Here is an 18,736-nt window from a genome sequence, read left to right on the forward strand (position 1 = left end):
GCCTGTCCTGAAAGTCCTTGGATCGCTATATCTCAGATAAATAAGGATTTTACGCCCCTGTTTTCTTGATTGCCTCATGCGGCGTCCTGAGGGGAGACTAAGGTCGGCTGATCGACGTGACTTTTTTAACCTTGGATTGTGTGCTGTGTTCCGGGGCAATTCGGGGCCACTTTGCGCGGCAGTCCATCACAGCCTTGGGGTATGCCCTTCTTCTTCAAGGTGGCAACATATTTTATTTTCAAAATATTTACAAAGGCTGGCGCTGGTTTTTTCGTGGCATGCGTGCATCCGAAACCGTTCATTGAGGCCTTCTGAGCCACGAAGTGAGCTTCAGGCCCAGGCCGATCCCGTATGATGTTGCTCTCCACCCACGCTTTGTCTGGATGTTGTTTTCAGACACAGGGCAGTCCCGGCGACGAAAACAGCGGGGGAAGTGAAAGCGGCCAAAACACCGCCCTTATTCGCAAGAAGTGGTGCCGTGGGCGGAACTTAAGAAGCAATGCAATTTGTCTATTTTAAAATTTGTCATCACAATCTTTCTGATATCCGCAAAGGTACCCCGGCGCAGAAATTTTGGCGTCGGTCTGCTTCCGCGGTACATTGAACACCTCCTGTCCGTTCAGTTGGTGCTCTCCACTTTTCGAAGCAAGTCCAGAGTTCACCATGTGCATCACGCTGCCAGCAGCATCCCCTTCTGTCGGCTGAGCGATGTGGTCCGTGATCATGATATCCTCGCGCAGTCAAAGCGCATCACACCATGGGTGAGTTTTGGTGCGCGAGGCTTCACCTTTGGGACGATAAAAGCCGCAAGCTGTTGTCGTTTTCGGATGCGCGGGCCCTCGTCTCATGACCCCTTGCACAATGCTTCCAGCATACCCGAGCTGCCGATGCCCCTAGACCTCGAAATGCTGCTTGCTTCGTGAACGGCTGCTTTGGCGAAGCTGCGCTGAAGCGTCTACGGGTCTAACCAAAGGCGGAATCGGGCCGCACTGCACGGCCTTCCTTTGCGGAACGGGCACAGGCCAGCGCAATGGCCAATGCGGCGCGGCCATCCTGCGCGGTGGCTGAAGGGGATCGGCCCTCGGTGATTGCTGCGTGGAACTCGTCAAGCGCGTTGTAGAAAGACTGGTCATACCGTTCGAGGAAGAAGTGCTTGAGCGGCTCGCGGGCTGCGGTGCGGCGATTGTTCCAACGCACCAGGTTGTCGTCGCGGTGGTTCAGCGTCTGCACCATGCCGTCATTGCCGAATGCCTCGAGCCGCTGGTCAAAGCCATAGGCGCAGGCGCGCGAATTGTTGATGTGCACCAGCGCGCCCGATGGCATTTTCAGGGTGGTCATGGTCATGTCAAAATCACCCTCTGCTCCGATCTGTTCGTTGAACATGCATGAGCCGGCGGCCTGCACTTCGACCGGGCGTTCGCCCGCGATCCAGCACAGCAGGTCGATGTCATGGATCGTGGCATCGACGAAATAACCGCCCGAGACGCGCACATATTCGATGGGCGGCGGGGCGGGTTCGCGCGACCAGCTCATCAACATGTTCAGCCGACCGATCTCACCCGTCTTGACCGCGTTGCGCAGCGCTGCGTTGTCGGGGTCAAAGCGCCGGTTGAAGCCCAGCATGAAGGGCACGGGATGCTCTTTCAGCGCAGTCATGGCCTGCTCGACCCGCTCCAGCGTCTGATCCAGCGGCTTTTCGCAGTAAATCGGCTTGCCCGCGCGCGCGACCCGTTCGATGTAATCGACATGGGTGTCGGTGGGGGTGGCAATGATCACCGCGTCGACACCCGGATCCGACAGGACGGCATCGAGATCATCCATCGCTCGACCGCCATATTGCGCAGCGGCCTTTTCGGCCGACGAGATGCGGGGGTTATAGATCACTTCAAGCCGCAACCCCGGATGGGCGTTGATCTTGGGGCCATAGACATGTGCCATGCGGCCCGTGCCCATCAGGGCGATGCCAAGCGTCTGTGTCATGCGGTCACCTTCGCGTCTTCCAGTATGAGTGCAGCCGCCTTTTCCCCGATCATGATCGAAGCGGCATTGGTGTTGCCTGTCACGATGCGCGGCATGATCGAGGCATCGGCCACCCGCAGCCCTTCGATGCCGTGCACCCGCAGGCGCGGGTCAACGACCGCGTCGTCGCCGACGCCCATCTTGCAGGTCCCTACCGGATGCAGCAATGACAGCCCATTGGCGCGGCAGTAGTCAAGCAACTCGGCCTCGCTTTGTACGTCTTTGCCCGGTTGCAGTTCGTACTCCACGCAATCAGCCATCGGGGAGGTTGCAGCAATCTTGCGGCCGAATTGCAGCCCGGCAATGGCGGCGCGCTGGTCGGCCTCGTCGGCGAAGAAATTGAACTGGATCTCGGGCTGCACATCCGGTCTGGGACTGGTGATATGCACATGCCCGCGCGAATTGGGGCGCATGTGTTCGGCCAGGATGGTGAAGCCCGAAAACGGATGGGGCTTGAGCTGCTCGTCGGTGCACCAGGCCATGAAGGTTACCATCATGTCGGGACGGTCGATCTCTGGGCTCGAACGGATGAAGGTGTTCGAGTAGTTGCCGTTGTCGGCAAAGGGACCGGTGCGGAAAATCAGATGCCTCAGCAGTTGCAACCCGCCTTTGAGCTTGTTGTTGTAAAGGTCATTCACCGTGGAATGCACTGTCGAGCGATACTCGGCCCCGATGCCGAAATGGTCTTGCAGGTTCTCGCCCACGCCTGTCAGTTCGTGTTTCACCTCTATGCCGTTGCGACGCAGCACCTTGCTTGGCCCGATACCGGAAATTTGCAGCAGCTGAGGCGAATTGAAGGTGCCGCCGCTCAGGACGATCTCGCGCCGCGCGGTGGCGCGATGTGATCCGCGCTTGTCGGTCCAGTTGACACCGGTGGCACGGCGGCCTTCCAGCTCGATCCGCTGCACCATTGCATGTACGCGCAGGTCGATGTTTCGCTTGGCCTTGCCGCGCAGGTAACCTGCGGCCGTGCTCCAGCGCCAACCGTTCTTGGTGGTGGTCTGAACGTATCCGGTGCCCTCTTGCTGGGCGCCGTTGAAATCGTCATTGCGCGGCACGCCAAGCGCCGCGGAGGCAGCGTGGAACGCCTCGCCCAGTTCGTGTTCCGTGCGCACGTCCGACACCGCCACCGGACCGCCGGTGCCGTGGTAATCGTCCGCGCCGCGTTCCTGATCTTCGCAGGATTTGAAATAGGGCAGGACCCCGTCCCAGCCCCAGCCGGTGCAGCCTTGTGCTTCCCAGCCGTCGAAATCTTCCGGCTGGCCGCGCATGTAGATCATGCCGTTGATCGCGCCGGTCCCCCCCAGAACCTTGCCGCGCGGCTGGAACAGGCGGCGATTGTTCAAATGCGGTTCGGGCGCGCTTTCATAGCACCAGTTCACCTTCGGGTTGGCGTAAAGCATGGAATAACCCAGCGGGATGTGAATGAAGGGGTTGCGGTCCTTGCCTCCGGCCTCGAGCAACAGCACCTTGTGCCCGGCTTCGCCCAAGCGGCCGGCAACGGCACAGCCTGCCGACCCCGCCCCAATCACAATGTAATCGTACTCTATATTGCCCATGCTCTTGCCTCCTGTCGTGACTGGTTCGACAGGAAATTTGCACGGCAGCGCTTGACCAAAGAATAGATCAAATATCAGATTTGGATAAATCGCTGCTGGCGAAGAGCCTTCAAACACAGGTTTGGTGGGGCTGTTCATCCGTCAACGCTGAATTCCAGGAGGCCCGAAATGACCCGCGAAGAGCTTTTAAGGATTCTTACCTTCGTGGACTCAAATCGCGAGATATCGGAAAAGCGCACGTCCCTTGCGACGGTCGACCCGCGCTGGAACATCATTTCCTATGCGATGCGGCGGCATTTCGAGGGCAAGCTGCTGACCATAACGTCGGCTGCCATGGCCGCCGATGTGCCCTATGGCACCGCGATGCGGCGGATCACCGAACTGATAGACGAAGGGATGTTGCTCAAGCGGCCCAAGTCCAAATCGGGCAAGTCTTTTTCGCTGCATCCCACGCGCAAGCTGATCGCCGAATTCGAAAGCTTCGCGATGCAGCTCAAGGCGATGGTGGGCAACACGTTCGGCTTTACCACCGGTGATGGAGAAATCGGCGATTTCTACTTCGGTGGTTATTACATGGCGTCGCGCATACTGCCCTATCCGAACGCGATGCGCGCCGGCGTTGGGGTGGATCGCACTTTCCGCATCCTGTCTCCCAGCGATCCGACATTCAAAACGCTGAGTGAGTTTTCGTCCAATCTGGACGAGCTCTGCGGGACCAATGTGGAAATCGTAAATCTGCCGCTGGATGAGCTGCATGGCGAGATCATGAAGAACGCGAAAAATCCGGTATCGAAATATGATCTCGTCGCTGTCGACCTGCCATGGATCGGCCAACTGGCCACGGAAGGGGTGATCGAGCCGCTTGATGCATTGATGCAGGAAGAGCGATACAACCCGTCGGATTTTCACAACGCTGCCTATCGCGGTTCTTCGTGGAACAATCATCAATACGGGCTGCCGATCCAGCCGACTGCCGAGCTTCTGTTCTGCCGCTCGGACCTGTTCGCCGAGGCGGGGCTTTCGATTCCGCAAAACACCGAAGAGGTGCTGTTTGCCGCCCGCGTGTTGCACCGGGCCGGGTTCAACCAGTCTGGCATCGTGATGAATTACGGGCGCGGCACACCGGTGGCGCATACGTTCATCCAGACGCTGGCGGATTTCGGGCAGCCGATCATCAACCTGACGCCCCTGGGCGACGAATATGACCTGACCGTGATCGAGAAAGAAAACTATCGCCCCAAGCTTGATACCGACGCCGCACAACAGGCGGCAGAGTTCCTGCTGGAGTTGGCAGAGTTTTCCCACAATGAAAGCATGATCTGCAACTGGGATCGTCGCATCGGCATCTTTTCCAAGGGGCAGGCGGCGATGACCTATGGTTGGAGCATTCGTGCCGCCGCTTTTGAGCGTGACGAAAGCTCGCCCGCGCATGGCAAGGTGCAGTTCGTGCCGCACCCGCCTGCGCCGGGCCAGCGCACCGTGTCGCCCATCGGCGGGTTTTCTCTGGCCATACCTGCAGGGTTGGACCCGCAGCGCAAGAAAGCATCCTGGAAGGTGATGGAATACCTGACCCGGCCGGAAATGCTGAAATGGTATGTGCTCAATGGCAACCTGACCAGCCCGCGCTTTTCCACCAGCGCCGACCCCGAGGTGCAGGCCAGCAGCGACATCATCACGCAGGTCGACGCGATGGACCGGCGCGGGGAACTTCAGATCTGGCCGCGCCCGTCAATTCCCGAATTCAGCGACGTGCTGAATGTGCTGGGGGATGAGATTCATCTGATGTTGCAGGGGACATCGTCGGTGCAAGACGCATTGGCGAAATCCCAGAACCGGATCGACGCGATCATGCGCGATCGTGGGCATTACTGATCGGCTTCGGCTATTGGCGCCACAGGGCTGACGGGCAGACGCCGGTCCAAGAGTTTTCCGGTAATTCCGGGCAAGCGACCATGTCCAAGCGATCGCGCGTGAGTTTTCCGCAGAGGTTTGCGAACCTGTGCTGAGGCTCGAAAGAGCGGTAAGGATTTGCCCTGATTAAAACACCGCGGCCCCCTCTTTACGGATCGGCGGATCCCCCAATGAAAAAGGACCGCATCCGAAGACGCGGTCCATCGTCATGTCCTTGCGCCCGGTGTTACCAGGTGGGGCGCTCAAACTCGTCAACGTTGTCAGGTGTGACCTTCGGCGTGTCGATCCCCTGCAGCGCCGGAACGTCGATGCCGTTGGCGACCTTCACGGCCGTCTGGATCGCAAGGATCGCGTCGTCGATCGGTGACTGCTTGTTGGTGCCGGTCATCCAGCCTTCTTTCATCTTGTCCCAGCCTTCGCCGAACTGGTTGCAGGTCACAACCTTGATCTCGCCCGGCTTTTTGCCGGCACTCTGCAGCGCGCTGACGACGCCCAGACCCATGCCGTCGTCAAAGGCGTAGACGCCGTCGATCTTGTCGCCGAACTGGGTCAGGTAGGTTTCCATCACCGTTTGCGCCTTCTCGCGGTTCCATTCCGCGGTCTGGCTGGCGAGAATGTTTACGTTCGGGTATTGATCGGCCAGCTTGTCGAGGAAGCAGTTCTTGCGCAGGATCGACACCGAGTAGCCTGGCGTGCCTTCCACGACGACGATGTTGCCTTCGCCACCCAATGCATCCCCCAGCATTTCTGCCGACTGTTCTGCCTGGGCGCAATCGTCCGGGCCGGTGTGCCCTTTGACATAGCGGCGACCCGCTTCTCCGATGGGCGAATTCGAGGTGATCACCGGAATACCACCGCGCGCAGCGTTGCGAATTGCCGGGATCAAGGCGTTTTGCGACGTGGGCCAGACGACCAGCGCATCGGGGTTTTGGGATGCCATGTCCTGGATCTGGTCGAACTGCACAGCGGGGTCGCCCTGCGGGTCCATCACTGTGGCCTGAATGCCCAGTTCCTTGCTGTAGGCCTCGGCCGTTTCGGCGTATTTGGCCTGGTAAGCGTTCGAGCCCGGATACAGAACGGTGATCCCGATGCGGGTTTCGGACAGGGGCTTTTTCAGTTCGCCATCCAGCCAGTCGGGCGCATCGCCAGCCATTGCCGTACCTGCGCCAAGCGCAACGGTCGTGGCAACAGCCAGTGCTTTCGTAAATTTGGTCATGTTGTCCTCCTCCAAAGGCCGCCTCGTTCTCCTCATCGCCATCCCCGTCGGCAGCGCTGCGGGGTGCTTGCATGCCAATGTTCGGCAGAAGGGGCACACGCTCAATCGCTGAAATGTCCAAATCTGATTTTGTGCGGCTTCCCCGTTTCGTCCTATTAATAGCCCAAATCGTGATCGCTTCCCTGTGGATGATCCATTTTGGATTTTTCGAGAGTTTTTCGGGGGCTCAAGCCCGCCTATCGTCGTCGGAGGGAGGATTTTCTGGCATGGATATATCACTGAGCGGTCTTTTACGCCGACATGGACTAATTGTTGCATTCCTGGTGTTTCTTGCTGGCGTCGCGCTGAATGCCGATGCATTCCTGACGGCCGGCAACATTCTGGATGTGCTGCGCCAAGTGTCCATAACCGGCATGATGGCGTTGGGCGTTACCTTCGTGGTTCTGACCGGCCGACTTGATCTTTCGGTCGGGTCGCTGCTGACGCTGCTGACGGTAATCGTGGTCGATCAGCACAATTCGGCGGGGCCATTCGCGGCCATCGTGATGACATTGGGGGCCGGTTTGGCAATCGGGGCCTTCAACGGGATTCTGGTCGGTTTCATCGGATTGAACGCCCTGATCGTCACATTGGCAATGCTGTCCTTCCTGCAAGGGCTTGTGCTGTTCTATTCGGGCGGGTCGAACGTGAACATCGCCAACGCGCAGGATACGTGGTTCGCGGTCTTCGGGCGGGGCGATTTTCTGGGCATCCCGGTGCCGGTGATCCTGTTTCTGCTGGGCGCGCTTGTTGCCGGGCTGGTGCTGCAATTCACCACCCTCGGACGCCGGATTTACGGTGTTGGCGGCAATGAGACCGCCAGTATTTTTTCCGGCATCGACGCGCGCTGGACCGTGTTCTGGACCTACGTCATCTCGGGCTTCACCACCGGTGTCGCCGCCATCATCATGGGCAGCCGCGTCATGGGCGCGCAAAATACCATCGGGCAGGGGTATGAGCTGACGGTTCTGGCCGGTGTCATCCTTGGCGGCACCTCTCTGCTGGGGGGCTCGGGAAGCGTCTGGCGCACCGTGCTCGGCATCTCGATGCTGGGCTTTATCCAAAACGGACTGCTGCTGCTTGGTTTCGCCTACTACGTTCAATGGCTCGTCACATGGGCTGTCATCATTATCGCTGTCTGGATCGATCTGGGCGCCAAACGCGGGAGGATCTTCGCATGAGCCACGCTTCTTCACCCATGCGGACCGGCTCGGCCTTGCATATCGCCTTGTCCTGGCTTCTGAGAAATCACATCTGGGTCTTTCTGGCGCTGACTGTCTTGGTCTTTTCGCTGGCCAGCCCCTATTTCCTGACGCTCAACAACATGGGCAATCTTCTAACGCAGGGCGCTTTCATCGGCATCCTTGCCATCGGCATGACGCTGGTGATGATCGACGGCGAGATCGACCTGTCGGTTGGGGCAATCCTGGCGCTGGCCTCGGCGCTGGCAATCGGGTTGCAAGATCACATGGGCGTCTGGCCAGCCGTCATTCTTGGTCTGCTTTCCGGTGCGGCGCTTGGGTTCGTCAACGGCACGCTGGTTGCGCTGTCGGGAATGCATTCCTTTGTCGTCACGCTGGGCGGGCTGATTGGCATTCGCGGGCTTGTTTTCGTCTATTCGGGCGAGAACGCGCTGATGGTGCAGGATTTCAGCTATACCGAGATCCCGGAAGTCTACCTTGGGCCGGTTTCGCTAACCGCGATGATTTTTCTCGCGCTGGCGCTGTTTTTCCAATGGGTGCTTTCCAGCACCCGGCACGGGCGCGAAACCTACGCCGTGGGCGACAACATCGAGGCCGCGCATGATTCCGGCATCAACGTGAAGCGCCACAAGATCATCAACTTTACCCTTTGTGGTACGCTGGCCGCGGTCTGTGGCATCCTGCTGTCGATGCGGTTGGGGACGGCCGAACCCAATGCGGGCAAGATCTGGGAACTTTGGACCATCATCGCGGTGGTGCTGGGGGGCACGCGCCTTCAAGGCGGCTACGGCAGCCTGTGGATGACCATCGGCGGCGTTCTGACGCTGGCCGTGCTGCGCAACGGACTGCGCCTGCTCAATACACCCAACTACGTCGAACTGATGGTCATGGGCGCCGTTCTGGTGTTGGCCCTCGCGCTCGACAAACTGTTGAACCATCGGGAGGGGTCGTGATGACCGATGCTATTCTCAAGGTAAAAGACATCACCAAGACCTTTCCCGGCGTGAAAGCCTTGGACAAGGTCAGTTTCGATATCCGCCCCGGCGAGGTGCATGCGCTCGTCGGTGAAAACGGTGCCGGCAAATCCACCCTCATGAAGACGCTTGCCGGGCTGCATCAGCCGGATAGCGGGGAAATCGTGTATCAGGGCAAGACGATCCAGGTGGCCGGTCCGCTGGATGCGCGGCAGAAGGGCATCTTGCTGATACACCAGGAATTGTCGCTGTCACCCGAACTTTCAGTGGCCGAGAACATTTACCTTGGCGCCTGGCCCACCAACAGGTTCGGCGTTTTGAAAAAGCGCGAATTGCGGCGCAACGCGACCGCCGCGCTCGAGGCTCTGGGCTGTGGCTTCGGGCCGGATGCGCGGGTTGGCACGCTGTCGGTTGCCATGCAGCAGATGGTCGAAATCGCCCGCGCCGAAGCCTTCAGCGCCAACGTGGTGATCTTCGACGAACCCACCGCGTCGCTGACCGATACGGAAAAGGATCAGCTGTTCCATACTATCCGTAGCCTGAAAGAGCGCGGCGTGGGCATCGTCTACATCTCGCACAAGATGGACGAAATTTTCGACATCACCGATCGCATCACAGTCCTGCGTGACGGGCAGGTGCAGGGTACTCTGGATACGAGCGAGACGGACCTGAACCAGATCACGCGCATGATGATCGGGCGCACGCTTGATACGTTCTTCGTCAAGGCCAAGGAAGAGTTCGGCGCCGAGGTTCTGCGTGTCGAGGGGCTCAGCAAACAGGGTCTGTTTCGTGATGTGTCCTTCTCGGTTCATGAAGGCGAGGTCCTGGGGCTCTACGGCCTGGTCGGTGCGGGGCGTTCAGAGGTGGTCGAAACGATCTTTGGCGTGCGCAAGGCCGATGCGGGCACGCTTTACTGGAAAGAGGGCGAGATTGATCTGCCAGCAGCCCGCCAGTCGATTGACATGGGCATGGCGCTGGTCCCCGAAAGCCGCAAGGAACAGGGGCTGGTGCTGATGATGGGGGGACGCGAAAATACCTCGCTGCCGCATCTCAGGCTGTTTTCCGAACTGTCGGTGATGAACCGGACCAAGGAAATGGCGGTGTTCGAAAAATACCGATCGGCCCTGTCGATCAAGACCACCGGCCCCGATCAGCCCGTTTCGCTGCTTTCGGGCGGGAACCAACAGAAATTCGTGCTGGCCAAGTGGCTTTGCGCGGACCCCAAGCTGATCATCCTGGATGAACCGACCCGTGGCATCGACGTCGGCTCGAAGTCGGCCATTCACGAACTGATCGCCGATCTGGCCGAACAGGGGCTCGCGGTGATCGTGATCTCCTCCGAGATGCCCGAGGTTCTGGGGGTCAGTCACCGTGTTCTGGCGATGTCCGAGGGGGATGTCGTGGCCGAGTTTACAGGCGATGAGATGACCGAGGAAAACCTGATCGATGCGGTGTCGCATCACACACAACAAGTCGCGGCGGAGTGATCCATGAGCAGCACAACAGAAAAATCACTACTCGGGATTGGGCTTATCGGTTCGGGTTTCATGGGGCGGTGTCACGCCAATGCGTTCGGGGCGGTGTCGGGGCTGTTCGATCTGCCGGCACAACCGGTCAAGGCCATGCTGGCGGATGCAACAGACGAAATCGCGCAGGCAGGTGCCAGCGCGCTTGGCTTTGCACGCGCCACATCCGACTGGCAGGAGATGATCGCCGATGATGCGGTCGACATCGTCGCCATCACCGCGCCCAACATCCTGCATGAGCCGATGGCGCTGGCCGCCATTGCGGCGGGCAAAACGGTGTATTGCGAAAAACCGCTTTCGACCACTGCCGCCTCCGCTCTGAAAATGACCGAAGCCGCAGAGGTCTCAGGCGTCGTGACCTCGGTTGGCTTCAACTTCCTTCGTAACCCGATGGTGGCGCTTGCGCGCGAGATCATAGCCTCGGGCGAGATCGGCGAGGTGACAGGCTTTCGCGGGCGCCATGCCGAAAACTATATGGCCAATCCGGATGCACCGCATTCGTTCCGCACCGATCCGCAGGGCGGCGGTGCGCTGGCCGATATCGGCAGCCACATCATTTCGATGGCGCGGCACCTGCTGGGCCCGATAGCCGAGGTCAGCGCCGATTGTCAGACCATATATCCCACCCGGCCCGTGGCCGCCGGGGCGACCGAGCGCAGCCCAGTGGTGGTTGATGACATGACCCACGCGCTGGTCCGGTTCGACAGCGGCGTGGCGGGCAGTATCGAGGCAAACTGGGCGGCCACCGGGCGGACCATGGATCTGTCATTCGAAGTGACCGGGTCCAAGGGCGCCATCTCATTCAGCCAGGAGAACATGAACGAACTTCTGGTCTACTCGGGGTCTGGTGCCGGGGCAGGTTACAAACGGATCGAGGCAGGACCCTCCCACCCGCCGTATGACCGTTTCTGCCCCGCGCCGGGCCACCATCTGGGGTTCAATGACCTCAAGATCATCGAAGTGGCCGAACTGATTGACGCGCATATGTCGCGTGGAAAATGCACACCCGATTTCCGCGAGGCCTGGGCGGTGCAGCAAACGGTCGAAGCCATGCAGACATCGTCGCAGGAACATTGCTGGATCACTGTTGGCGGCGCGACCTGAGCGTCGCCAGCCTTCCTGCGTCACGGGGAGAATGGCGCCCTATCGGGCCAACCATCCCCCGTCGACAGCCAAGGTTTCCCCGTGGATGAACTTGGCAAGATCACTGGCCAGAAACGCCACGGGCCATGCGATATCATTGGGCTGCCCCCAGCATCCGGCAGGGATGCGCGCCATCAGGGCTGCCTCCCGCTCGGGGTCGGCTTGCAGCGCGGCGGTATTATCGGTCGCGACGTAGCCGGGCGCGACGGCGTTCACGTTCACGCCCTGCGCGGCCCATTCATTGGCCAGTGATTTTGTCAACTGCGCTACCGCCCCCTTGGCCGCCGCATAGCCGGGCACCAGAATGCCACCCTGATAGGACAGCACCGAGGCAAGGTTGATGATCTTGCCATGCCCCCGCTCCACCATTCGGCGGCCCAGTTCGCGGCTGAGCAGGAAGACGGCGTCAAGGTTCACCGCCATCACCGCGTCCCAATCCTCGATCGGATGCTGCGCGGCTGGTGCGCGGCGAATGATCCCGGCATTGTTGACGAGGATGTCAATCTTGTGCCCCGCCTGATCCAGATGCACGATCATCCGGTCTATCGCGGCCCGGTCGGACAGGTCGCAATCTAGGGGCCGAAAGCTGCCCGCCAGCCCCTCGAATTCGTGTTGCAGATCGTCCGCTTGCCCGGTGATCGCCGTGCCCACGCCGATCACATCCGCACCGCATGTCGCCAGCGCCTTGGCGATGGCCCGCCCGATGCCCCGGCTTGCGCCGGTGACAAGGGCGGTTTGTCCGAGTAGGTCGATGCGCGCGCCGGGCATGGGGTGCAGCTCCGTCATAGTTTACAGGTCCGTCAGCGTGCCAAGCGCGCGTTCGGAAGTAAAGGCCACGGTTTCCGACAGCGTCGGATAGGCATGTTTCGTCAGTGCGATAACCTCCACGCGGCCCCCATTCCCATCGCCAGCACGCAGCGGCCAGCAGTTCACCGGCGTTGCGTCCAACTAAGCTTGACCTGCCACTGAACTTTCATCCGTTCGGAACCGGAGCCCTTTGGGTTGATACGCCGATTGGTAGCAGAGAGCGCATTGAAATCAATCCTGGGAACCGGCTAATCGTCGTCAAGGTGGCAGTCCAAACTTCAACAGCGTGCGAAATAATTCAGCGACCGGCGCAATTCGTCGCCCGTGTAGCCTCGTCCGATGAAAACGATCTGGTTCTGGCGCTGACCGGCCTCAGGTGGTAGCAACTCGGGCGGTTGGACGGACTTGCGAACAGCTTGGATAAGCAAAGGGCCGGCCGGGGTTTCGAAAACCCCCTTGACGCGAACCAGGTCATCACCGCGAGCATAGAGCAGCGCCGAGAGCCAGACGGAAAAACCGGCCCAGTCCACGTCATCGGGAATATCGATTCTGGTCGGCGCAATCGCTTCGCCAGCATCCTTGATCCGGGGCAGGTTGTAAGGTGGCACCTCTGGCAGGTCGGGCAAGGCGAATTCTTGGCCTTTCACGGCGGCCTCGATTTTGGCTGCCGGATTGAGCTTTCGCACGGTTGCCAGAACGGTGGCAAGCGTCGGATCGGGAACCAAGTCGACCTTGGTCAGGATAATGCGGTCGGCAGCTTCGATCTGGGCGCGACCAAGATATTCGGTGCGTAGTTGATCTGCGGCGTTCAGCGCGTCCACGAGTACCACGATCTCGTCCACTCGGATGTGATGCACCAGAACGCTATCTTTTTGTATGGCGTCCAGAATGGCCGCCGGATCGGCTAGGCCGCTGGTTTCAAGAACGATCCGCCTAGTGCTACGGTCATCGGTGCGCTTTCGGCTCTGGCTGTCGCTCAGCATTCGCAATGCGGCGACAAGATCGTCCTTGCCCGTACAGCAGGCGCATCCGCCGGCGAGCATCGTCACGCTCGCCGCTTGTGATGCTAGAAGCGTGTCGTCCACAGGTGTTTCAGCGGCTTCGTTGACCAAGATATGCGCGCCGCGAAAAACGCCTTCGAACAGCTGATGGCGGAGCCACGTCGTTTTCCCTGATCCGAGGTAGCCGCCGAGGATCGTCAGCCGCAATCGGCCATCATCGGGAAAACGGCTCATGGGCCGGTATCGGCGGGAGCGGTGAACCGGGGATCGAGCGGGTCAAGAGGATGACCTACCTGGCGCGCGGCCTCATCCCAAACTGCTTCGAGGTCGGGCACTAGAGCCGTACGACCGGAAAACGACGATACTGCGAAACCAGGGCCATGCCCGGGAGGGCGGGCGGTAAGCCCATAGCCATTGAGCAGTTTGTTGAGAATCTGTGCTCGGCGATGTTGCAAACGTAACCTGTCGCCGGCGTTATCCGCGCCCGCATCGGTCCAGTGTCCGGGCCGCGTAGGGAAACCACATGCATTACACATCGGAAAACCTCGTACCTTGGCGAAAGGGGCAACGAGCTGTCGCGCTGCCCCTTGCCGGTTCAGATCACTTCGGGGCGCTTGTCGCTATCGAAAGGGTAACGCTTGCGGAAGTCGTCCGCAATGGTGTTGAAGTCCACCCATTCGACGCCCGAGTGCCCATTGATGTAATCGATGAGGCGTTCCAGCATCAAGAGGACTTGCGGACGCCCTGCCACGTCGGGGTGAATCGTGATTGGGAACACGCCATATTCCATTTCGCGGTAGACCCAATCGAACTGATCCTTCCACATCTGCTCGATGTCTCGGGGGCTGACAAAGCCGTGGCTGTTGGGGGCGTTCTTGATGAACATCATCGGCGGAAGGTCGTCGACGTACCAGTTGGCGCCAATGTCGACGAGGTCGATTTCCTTGCCGTGTTTCAGCGGATGCATCCATTCGGCGGCGGTCTTGGAGTAGTCGATCACGTTCCACTCATCGCCGACCCGCGCATAGAAGGGCTGGAAGTCACGGTAGCTTTGGCTGTGGTCGTAGGAGAAGCCATATTTTCCGAGCAAGGCCGCGGTCACGTTGGACATTTCCCACCAGGGTGCGACATAGCCTTTGGGCGCTTCGCCTGTCAGGCCTTTGATCAGCTCGATCGACTTACACAGCACGTCTTCTTCCTGCGAAGGGGTCATCGCAACCGGATTTTCGTGCATGTACCCGTGTGCGCCGATTTCGTGTCCCGCTTCGACGATCATGTCCATCTCTTTTGGGAATGTCTCGAGCGAGTGGCCGGGAATAAAGAAAGACGTGCGCATTTCGTATTTCTTGAACAGGCGCAGCAGACGCGGCACGCCAACCTCGGTCGCGAAAATCCCCCGCTGGATGTCGTTCGGTGAGTCTCCACCCCCGTAAGAGCCGATCTGGCCCGCAACCGAGTCGATATCCGTGCCGAAGGCACAATAGATTTTCTTGGTCATACTTCTGTCTCCTCTTCGTTCCTTAAGTTGGTGGTAACGCGGCGCTAGCCGCGGATAATCTCTTCGCACCCCAAGGCCGCTCCTAGTAGCGCGGTGTCTTGGCCCGACGGAGCGGAAAGCAAAAAGCCCGTCGGCATGCCATCTGCGTCCGTGCCGTTCGGGATCGAAACGCCGCACCAATCAAGGAAATTTCCCAAAGAGGTATTGCGCAATGTGAGGCCGTTGTGGCGGAAGAATTCTTCCTGATCAGCTTCAAGCGAGCAGGTCTCCATCGCTGTTGTAGCTGTGGTCGGGCAGAGCAAAATAGTATTTCCAATCCGTGCTGCAGTTGAGGCCTGCATGCGTAGACGGGCCTGTTGCAGCACAAGGATGTCGACAGCGCTCATGCTTTCGGCCAGCCTTATGCGACGCACGACGCGGGCATCCATTTTTTCGGCTGCCGGTCCCAGTACACGATCGTGATGCAGCGCTAATGCCTCGGCACCCGCCAAGAAACCGTGGCGCGCGATAAGGTCGGTCAGCTCGGACAACTCGGGCAGGGAAAGGCGGGTGATACGGCCCCCCGCCGCCTCTAGCCGCGAAACGGTCGCATCGAAATTCGCCGCGACGGCCGGTGCGAGATCCTCGAGCAGGATCTGATCCGGAATGGCGAAGGACAACGATCTGGGCTCGGATGGCGTTGCCTCGGGCGCGCCCTTGCCTCGCAGGACAGCATCGAACAACGCGCAATCGGCGACTGTGTTGGCGAGCGGGCCGATCGTGTCCAGCGACGGCGCCAGGGGATAGACGCCGGCCATCGGATAGCGTCCCGTCGAGGTCTTGTACCCGACAACGCCGTTGAACGAGGCCGGGATACGTACCGACCCTCCCGTGTCCGACCCCATAGACAAGGGCACGATACCCGCCGACACGACCACGCCGGATGCCGAGGAGGATCCGCCTGGACTACGTTTTTGATTGGCCGGGGCATGGATGTTTCTCGGTGTCCCATAGTGCGGGTTCAATCCGATGCCGGAATAGGCGAATTCGGTCATGTTGACTGTGCCGGTCGTAATCATACCGGCCCTGTGTGCCGTTGCGATCACCGGCGCATCCGCTGCCGCGGGCGCATCCGTCTTCGTGACGACGGCTCCGGCCGTCGTCACGCGCCCCTTCAGATCGAAAAGGTCCTTCCAGGCAACCGGCACACCATCCAGTTGGCTGGCGGGCAGGCCAGCCTGAAGCCTCAGGCGAGATGCTTTCGCTTCGGTGATGGCGCGAGCACGGGTCGTTTCGATGTAGATCGCGTTGTCGCCGTGCCGCTCGAGCCGGTCATATACCTCTTCGGTCAGGGCGACGGGATCAAGTTTGCCGGATTGCAGGCCATGCGACATCTCACATGCGGTTGCATGTTCCATTGGTCTCCCCCTTAGTGGTCGATCACTGTGGCGTTGGCAGATTTCCAGGCGACAAAAGCGCTGCCGCCTGCCTTCAGGCGGTTGCGGTATTTGTCTACATGCCCTTCGATATTGATCTGTTTGCCGTCAGCGAAACGGACGATCATGTGCATGATATGCCCGACGATCTGAAGCCGTTCGATCGTGCATGGTATGGTATTCGAGCCAAAGCTCGCGCGCATTTCCTCTTCGGGCAAATCGGCGGGAACCAGATCCACGGCTTCGGCGGGCAAAATGATACTCATTTCGCGCCCGTCCTCGACCTTGATGCCGGCACGGTTCGCGCCGCCCAACACGCCGAACGCGGTTTCCAGCATGATATTGCCGTCCTGCTGTCCCCGGACGATACCGGGCAGGATCGTGTTTGACCCGATGAAGCGGGCGACGAACTGGCTTCTTGGGTGGGTGTAAAGTTCGCGCGGGGGGCTGATCTGTTCCACGCGCCCCGCATTCATCACCACGATCCGGTCGGATAGCGCCAGCGCCTCGGATTGGGCGTGGGTCACGAAGACGAATGTAATGCCAAGATCGCGCTGGAGCAGCTTTAACTCGTTTTGGATGCTCTTGCGCAGGTTCGCGTCAAGTGCGCCCAGCGGCTCGTCTAGAAGCAGGATATCGGGCTCGACAACAAGCGAGCGTGCAAGCGCGATGCGCTGGCGTTGCCCGCCAGACAGGCGCGCCGTCGGCATCTCGGAAATGTCGCTCAGGCCGAGTTTTTCGAGGATCTGGTCGACCTTGCGGTTCGCCTCTGGCCGGGGCAGTTTCTTGACTTCCAGACCGAACATAACGTTCTGGCGAACATTCATGTGCGGAAACAGCGCGTAGTTCTGAAAGATCATCGATGTCGGCCGTTTCTCAGGCAATTGATCATTCACGCGCTTTCCACGGATCATCAAATCGCCGGACGTCACTGTCTCAAACCCTGAAATCATTCGAAGGGTTGTGGATTTCCCGCATCCCGACGGGCCCAGAAAGGCAATGAATTCCCCTTTTTCGACATCGAGATTGAAGTCGATGACGGCCGGAGTTCCATTGTCATAGGTCTTGTAGACATTTGTGAGTTGAAGATCGTAGGCCAAGGGAAATCAATCCTGTTCCTGGGAAAAGGGAGGGGGTTCAGCCGGAAGGCCGGCTGAACCGATCGCGTGTTACGCCGAGAGGAATTCGTCCCACTTGCGGATGAGCAGGTCGTACTCGTCGGGCCACTGGTGCCAGTAGGCGACGTTGGCTGCGCGTTCTTCCAGCGAGCCGCCGTCGCGCAGGTCGCCTTCCTTGATGCCACGCTCGGTCGCGCCGACCCAGGGCTTGCCCTCGTACCAGAATGCGTACTTGTCGGGATCCATCACGTTCTTGACGTTGGTGGTAGGCGAGTAATAGCCCTGTTCCGATACGGCGATCGCGGGCGGGCCGGACAGCCAGTAGTCGGCATAGGCCGTGACTGCCTCGAGGTTGGGCGAGGTCTTGAGCGGGGAGATACCGATAGCCCAGCCGCGATACCCGCTCTTCATCGTGGCATAAGAGCACTCGACCCCTTGTGCCTTGACCGCCATCACCGCCGGCTGCCAGGCATCCGCGATGACCATCTCGCCCGAAGCCAGCAAGTTCACCAATTCTCCGAAATCGCCCCACAGGGCGCGGAACTGGCCTTCTTTCTTCTTCGAGATCAAGAACTTGGCGGCCTCTTCGATGGCGTTCGCATCCGGGTTGCCGGGGTTGGACACTTCCAGAAGGCCCAGTTCATTCATTGCCAGAACCGCTTGGCCGAACGCGATCAGCGGGTCGACGTTCAGGCCGGTCTTGCCCTTGAACTTGGGATCGAACAGCGAAGACCAGTTCGATGCTTCTTCGGCATCCACCAGGTCAGGGCGATAGCCGATGGAGTCGTAGTTATACACAGTCGGCACCATGTTCAGGCGCGTCTGGCTTTCGTCTTCCCAGATCTGGCCGACGATCTGCTGGTTCAGCGCCCAACGGTCCGATGGCTTGGTGAAGGTGTCGCGGATACCGGCCCAGTTCTTTAGGTCGGCCGCGGCGACTGGCGCCAGTTTGTCCGTAGCAACCATCGCGGCAAGACGCTCGCCGATGATTTCCCAGCAGTCATAGGCGTCCGAGCCGGACAGGATTTCTGTCTGGGTGTTGGGGAAGATATCCGCCTTGCCACTCACCGAGCCGACTCCGGATTTTTCCTGGAAATCGTTCAGGATCCGTTCCTGAACTGTAACCGAGAGACCCACGGTCCGCAGCTCCTGGTTCGCCAGGTTGGCGGCAAAGGCCTGCTGCGCGCCGAGGAACGGCAGACCGCCAGTTGCCAGCGCTGCGCCCCCTGCCGTGGTTTTCAGAAAGTTCCTTCTTGAGAGATTTGAACGTGTCACTTGTCTTCTCCTTGTTGAGGTCGTTTCATTCGT

General features: G+C 59.8%; 14 protein-coding genes. 5 read left to right on the forward strand and 9 right to left on the reverse strand.

Annotated features, from left to right (window positions below; all coding sequences use genetic code 11):
* Window positions 1-963 precede the first annotated feature (963 nt).
* On the reverse strand, window positions 964-1,980 hold the full coding sequence (gene iolG, locus IT775_RS09420) for an inositol 2-dehydrogenase (protein ID WP_212700849.1): 1,017 nt from the start codon (window positions 1,978-1,980) through the stop codon (window positions 964-966).
* Window positions 1,977-3,578 carry a GMC family oxidoreductase gene (locus IT775_RS09425; protein WP_212700850.1) on the reverse strand — a complete coding sequence of 534 codons (1,602 nt, stop codon included), beginning with the start codon at window positions 3,576-3,578 and terminating at the stop codon, window positions 1,977-1,979. The genes iolG and IT775_RS09425 overlap by 4 nt, the downstream gene beginning before the upstream one ends.
* Window positions 3,579-3,746: 168 nt before the next feature.
* On the opposite strand from IT775_RS09425, the gene IT775_RS09430 reads away from it, so the two are divergent.
* Entirely contained in the window at window positions 3,747-5,450 is a 1,704-nt protein-coding gene (locus IT775_RS09430) for an extracellular solute-binding protein (protein ID WP_212700851.1), read from the forward strand.
* Window positions 5,451-5,715: 265 nt separating this feature from the next.
* Here IT775_RS09430 and IT775_RS09435 read toward each other — a convergent pair whose 3' ends face one another.
* Window positions 5,716-6,705 carry a sugar ABC transporter substrate-binding protein gene (locus IT775_RS09435; protein WP_212700852.1) on the reverse strand — a complete coding sequence of 330 codons (990 nt, stop codon included), beginning with the start codon at window positions 6,703-6,705 and terminating at the stop codon, window positions 5,716-5,718.
* Between the two features lie 113 nt (window positions 6,706-6,818).
* Between IT775_RS09435 and IT775_RS09440 the strand changes: the two genes are divergently transcribed.
* From IT775_RS09440 to IT775_RS09455, 4 genes are read left to right on the forward strand one after another with little or no spacing between them, the layout of a single operon-like run.
* A complete protein-coding gene (locus IT775_RS09440; protein WP_343231125.1) occupies window positions 6,819-7,925 on the forward strand; it encodes an ABC transporter permease in 1,107 nt (368 codons plus the stop codon).
* On the forward strand, window positions 7,922-8,899 hold the full coding sequence (locus IT775_RS09445; protein ID WP_246525432.1) for an ABC transporter permease: 978 nt from the start codon (window positions 7,922-7,924) through the stop codon (window positions 8,897-8,899). The genes IT775_RS09440 and IT775_RS09445 overlap by 4 nt, the downstream gene beginning before the upstream one ends.
* Window positions 8,899-10,407: a sugar ABC transporter ATP-binding protein gene (locus IT775_RS09450; protein ID WP_212700853.1), complete on the forward strand. Its 1,509-nt coding sequence runs from the start codon at window positions 8,899-8,901 to the stop codon at window positions 10,405-10,407. Before IT775_RS09445 ends, IT775_RS09450 begins: the two co-directional genes overlap by 1 nt.
* A 3-nt stretch (window positions 10,408-10,410) precedes the next feature.
* A complete protein-coding gene (locus IT775_RS09455; RefSeq protein WP_212700854.1) occupies window positions 10,411-11,550 on the forward strand; it encodes a Gfo/Idh/MocA family protein in 1,140 nt (379 codons plus the stop codon).
* A gap of 39 nt (window positions 11,551-11,589) precedes the next feature.
* Here IT775_RS09455 and IT775_RS09460 read toward each other — a convergent pair whose 3' ends face one another.
* The 6 genes from IT775_RS09460 to IT775_RS09485 all read right to left on the reverse strand — a co-directional run bounded on the left by IT775_RS09460 (window position 11,590) and on the right by IT775_RS09485 (window position 18,703).
* A complete protein-coding gene (locus IT775_RS09460) occupies window positions 11,590-12,375 on the reverse strand; it encodes an SDR family oxidoreductase (RefSeq protein ID WP_246525433.1) in 786 nt (261 codons plus the stop codon).
* 299 nt (window positions 12,376-12,674) lie between these two features.
* Complete coding sequence (locus IT775_RS09465) at window positions 12,675-13,631, reverse strand: CobW family GTP-binding protein (protein ID WP_212700855.1); 957 nt, start codon at window positions 13,629-13,631, stop codon at window positions 12,675-12,677.
* A gap of 361 nt (window positions 13,632-13,992) precedes the next feature.
* On the reverse strand, window positions 13,993-14,895 hold the full coding sequence (locus IT775_RS09470; protein ID WP_212700856.1) for a polysaccharide deacetylase family protein: 903 nt from the start codon (window positions 14,893-14,895) through the stop codon (window positions 13,993-13,995).
* Window positions 14,896-14,939: 44 nt separating this feature from the next.
* Complete coding sequence (locus tag IT775_RS09475; protein ID WP_212700857.1) at window positions 14,940-16,292, reverse strand: amidase; 1,353 nt, start codon at window positions 16,290-16,292, stop codon at window positions 14,940-14,942.
* 11 nt (window positions 16,293-16,303) lie between these two features.
* The gene (locus tag IT775_RS09480; RefSeq protein ID WP_212700858.1) at window positions 16,304-17,410 is read right to left on the reverse strand and encodes an ABC transporter ATP-binding protein; all 1,107 of its coding nucleotides are present in this window, start codon (window positions 17,408-17,410) and stop codon (window positions 16,304-16,306) included.
* Between the two features lie 69 nt (window positions 17,411-17,479).
* Complete coding sequence (locus IT775_RS09485) at window positions 17,480-18,703, reverse strand: ABC transporter substrate-binding protein (protein WP_212700859.1); 1,224 nt, start codon at window positions 18,701-18,703, stop codon at window positions 17,480-17,482.
* Between the last annotated feature and the right edge of the window lie 33 nt (window positions 18,704-18,736).

This window comes from Thalassovita aquimarina (assembly GCF_018219815.1).
GTDB classification, from domain to species: domain Bacteria; phylum Pseudomonadota; class Alphaproteobacteria; order Rhodobacterales; family Rhodobacteraceae; genus Thalassobius; species Thalassobius aquimarinus.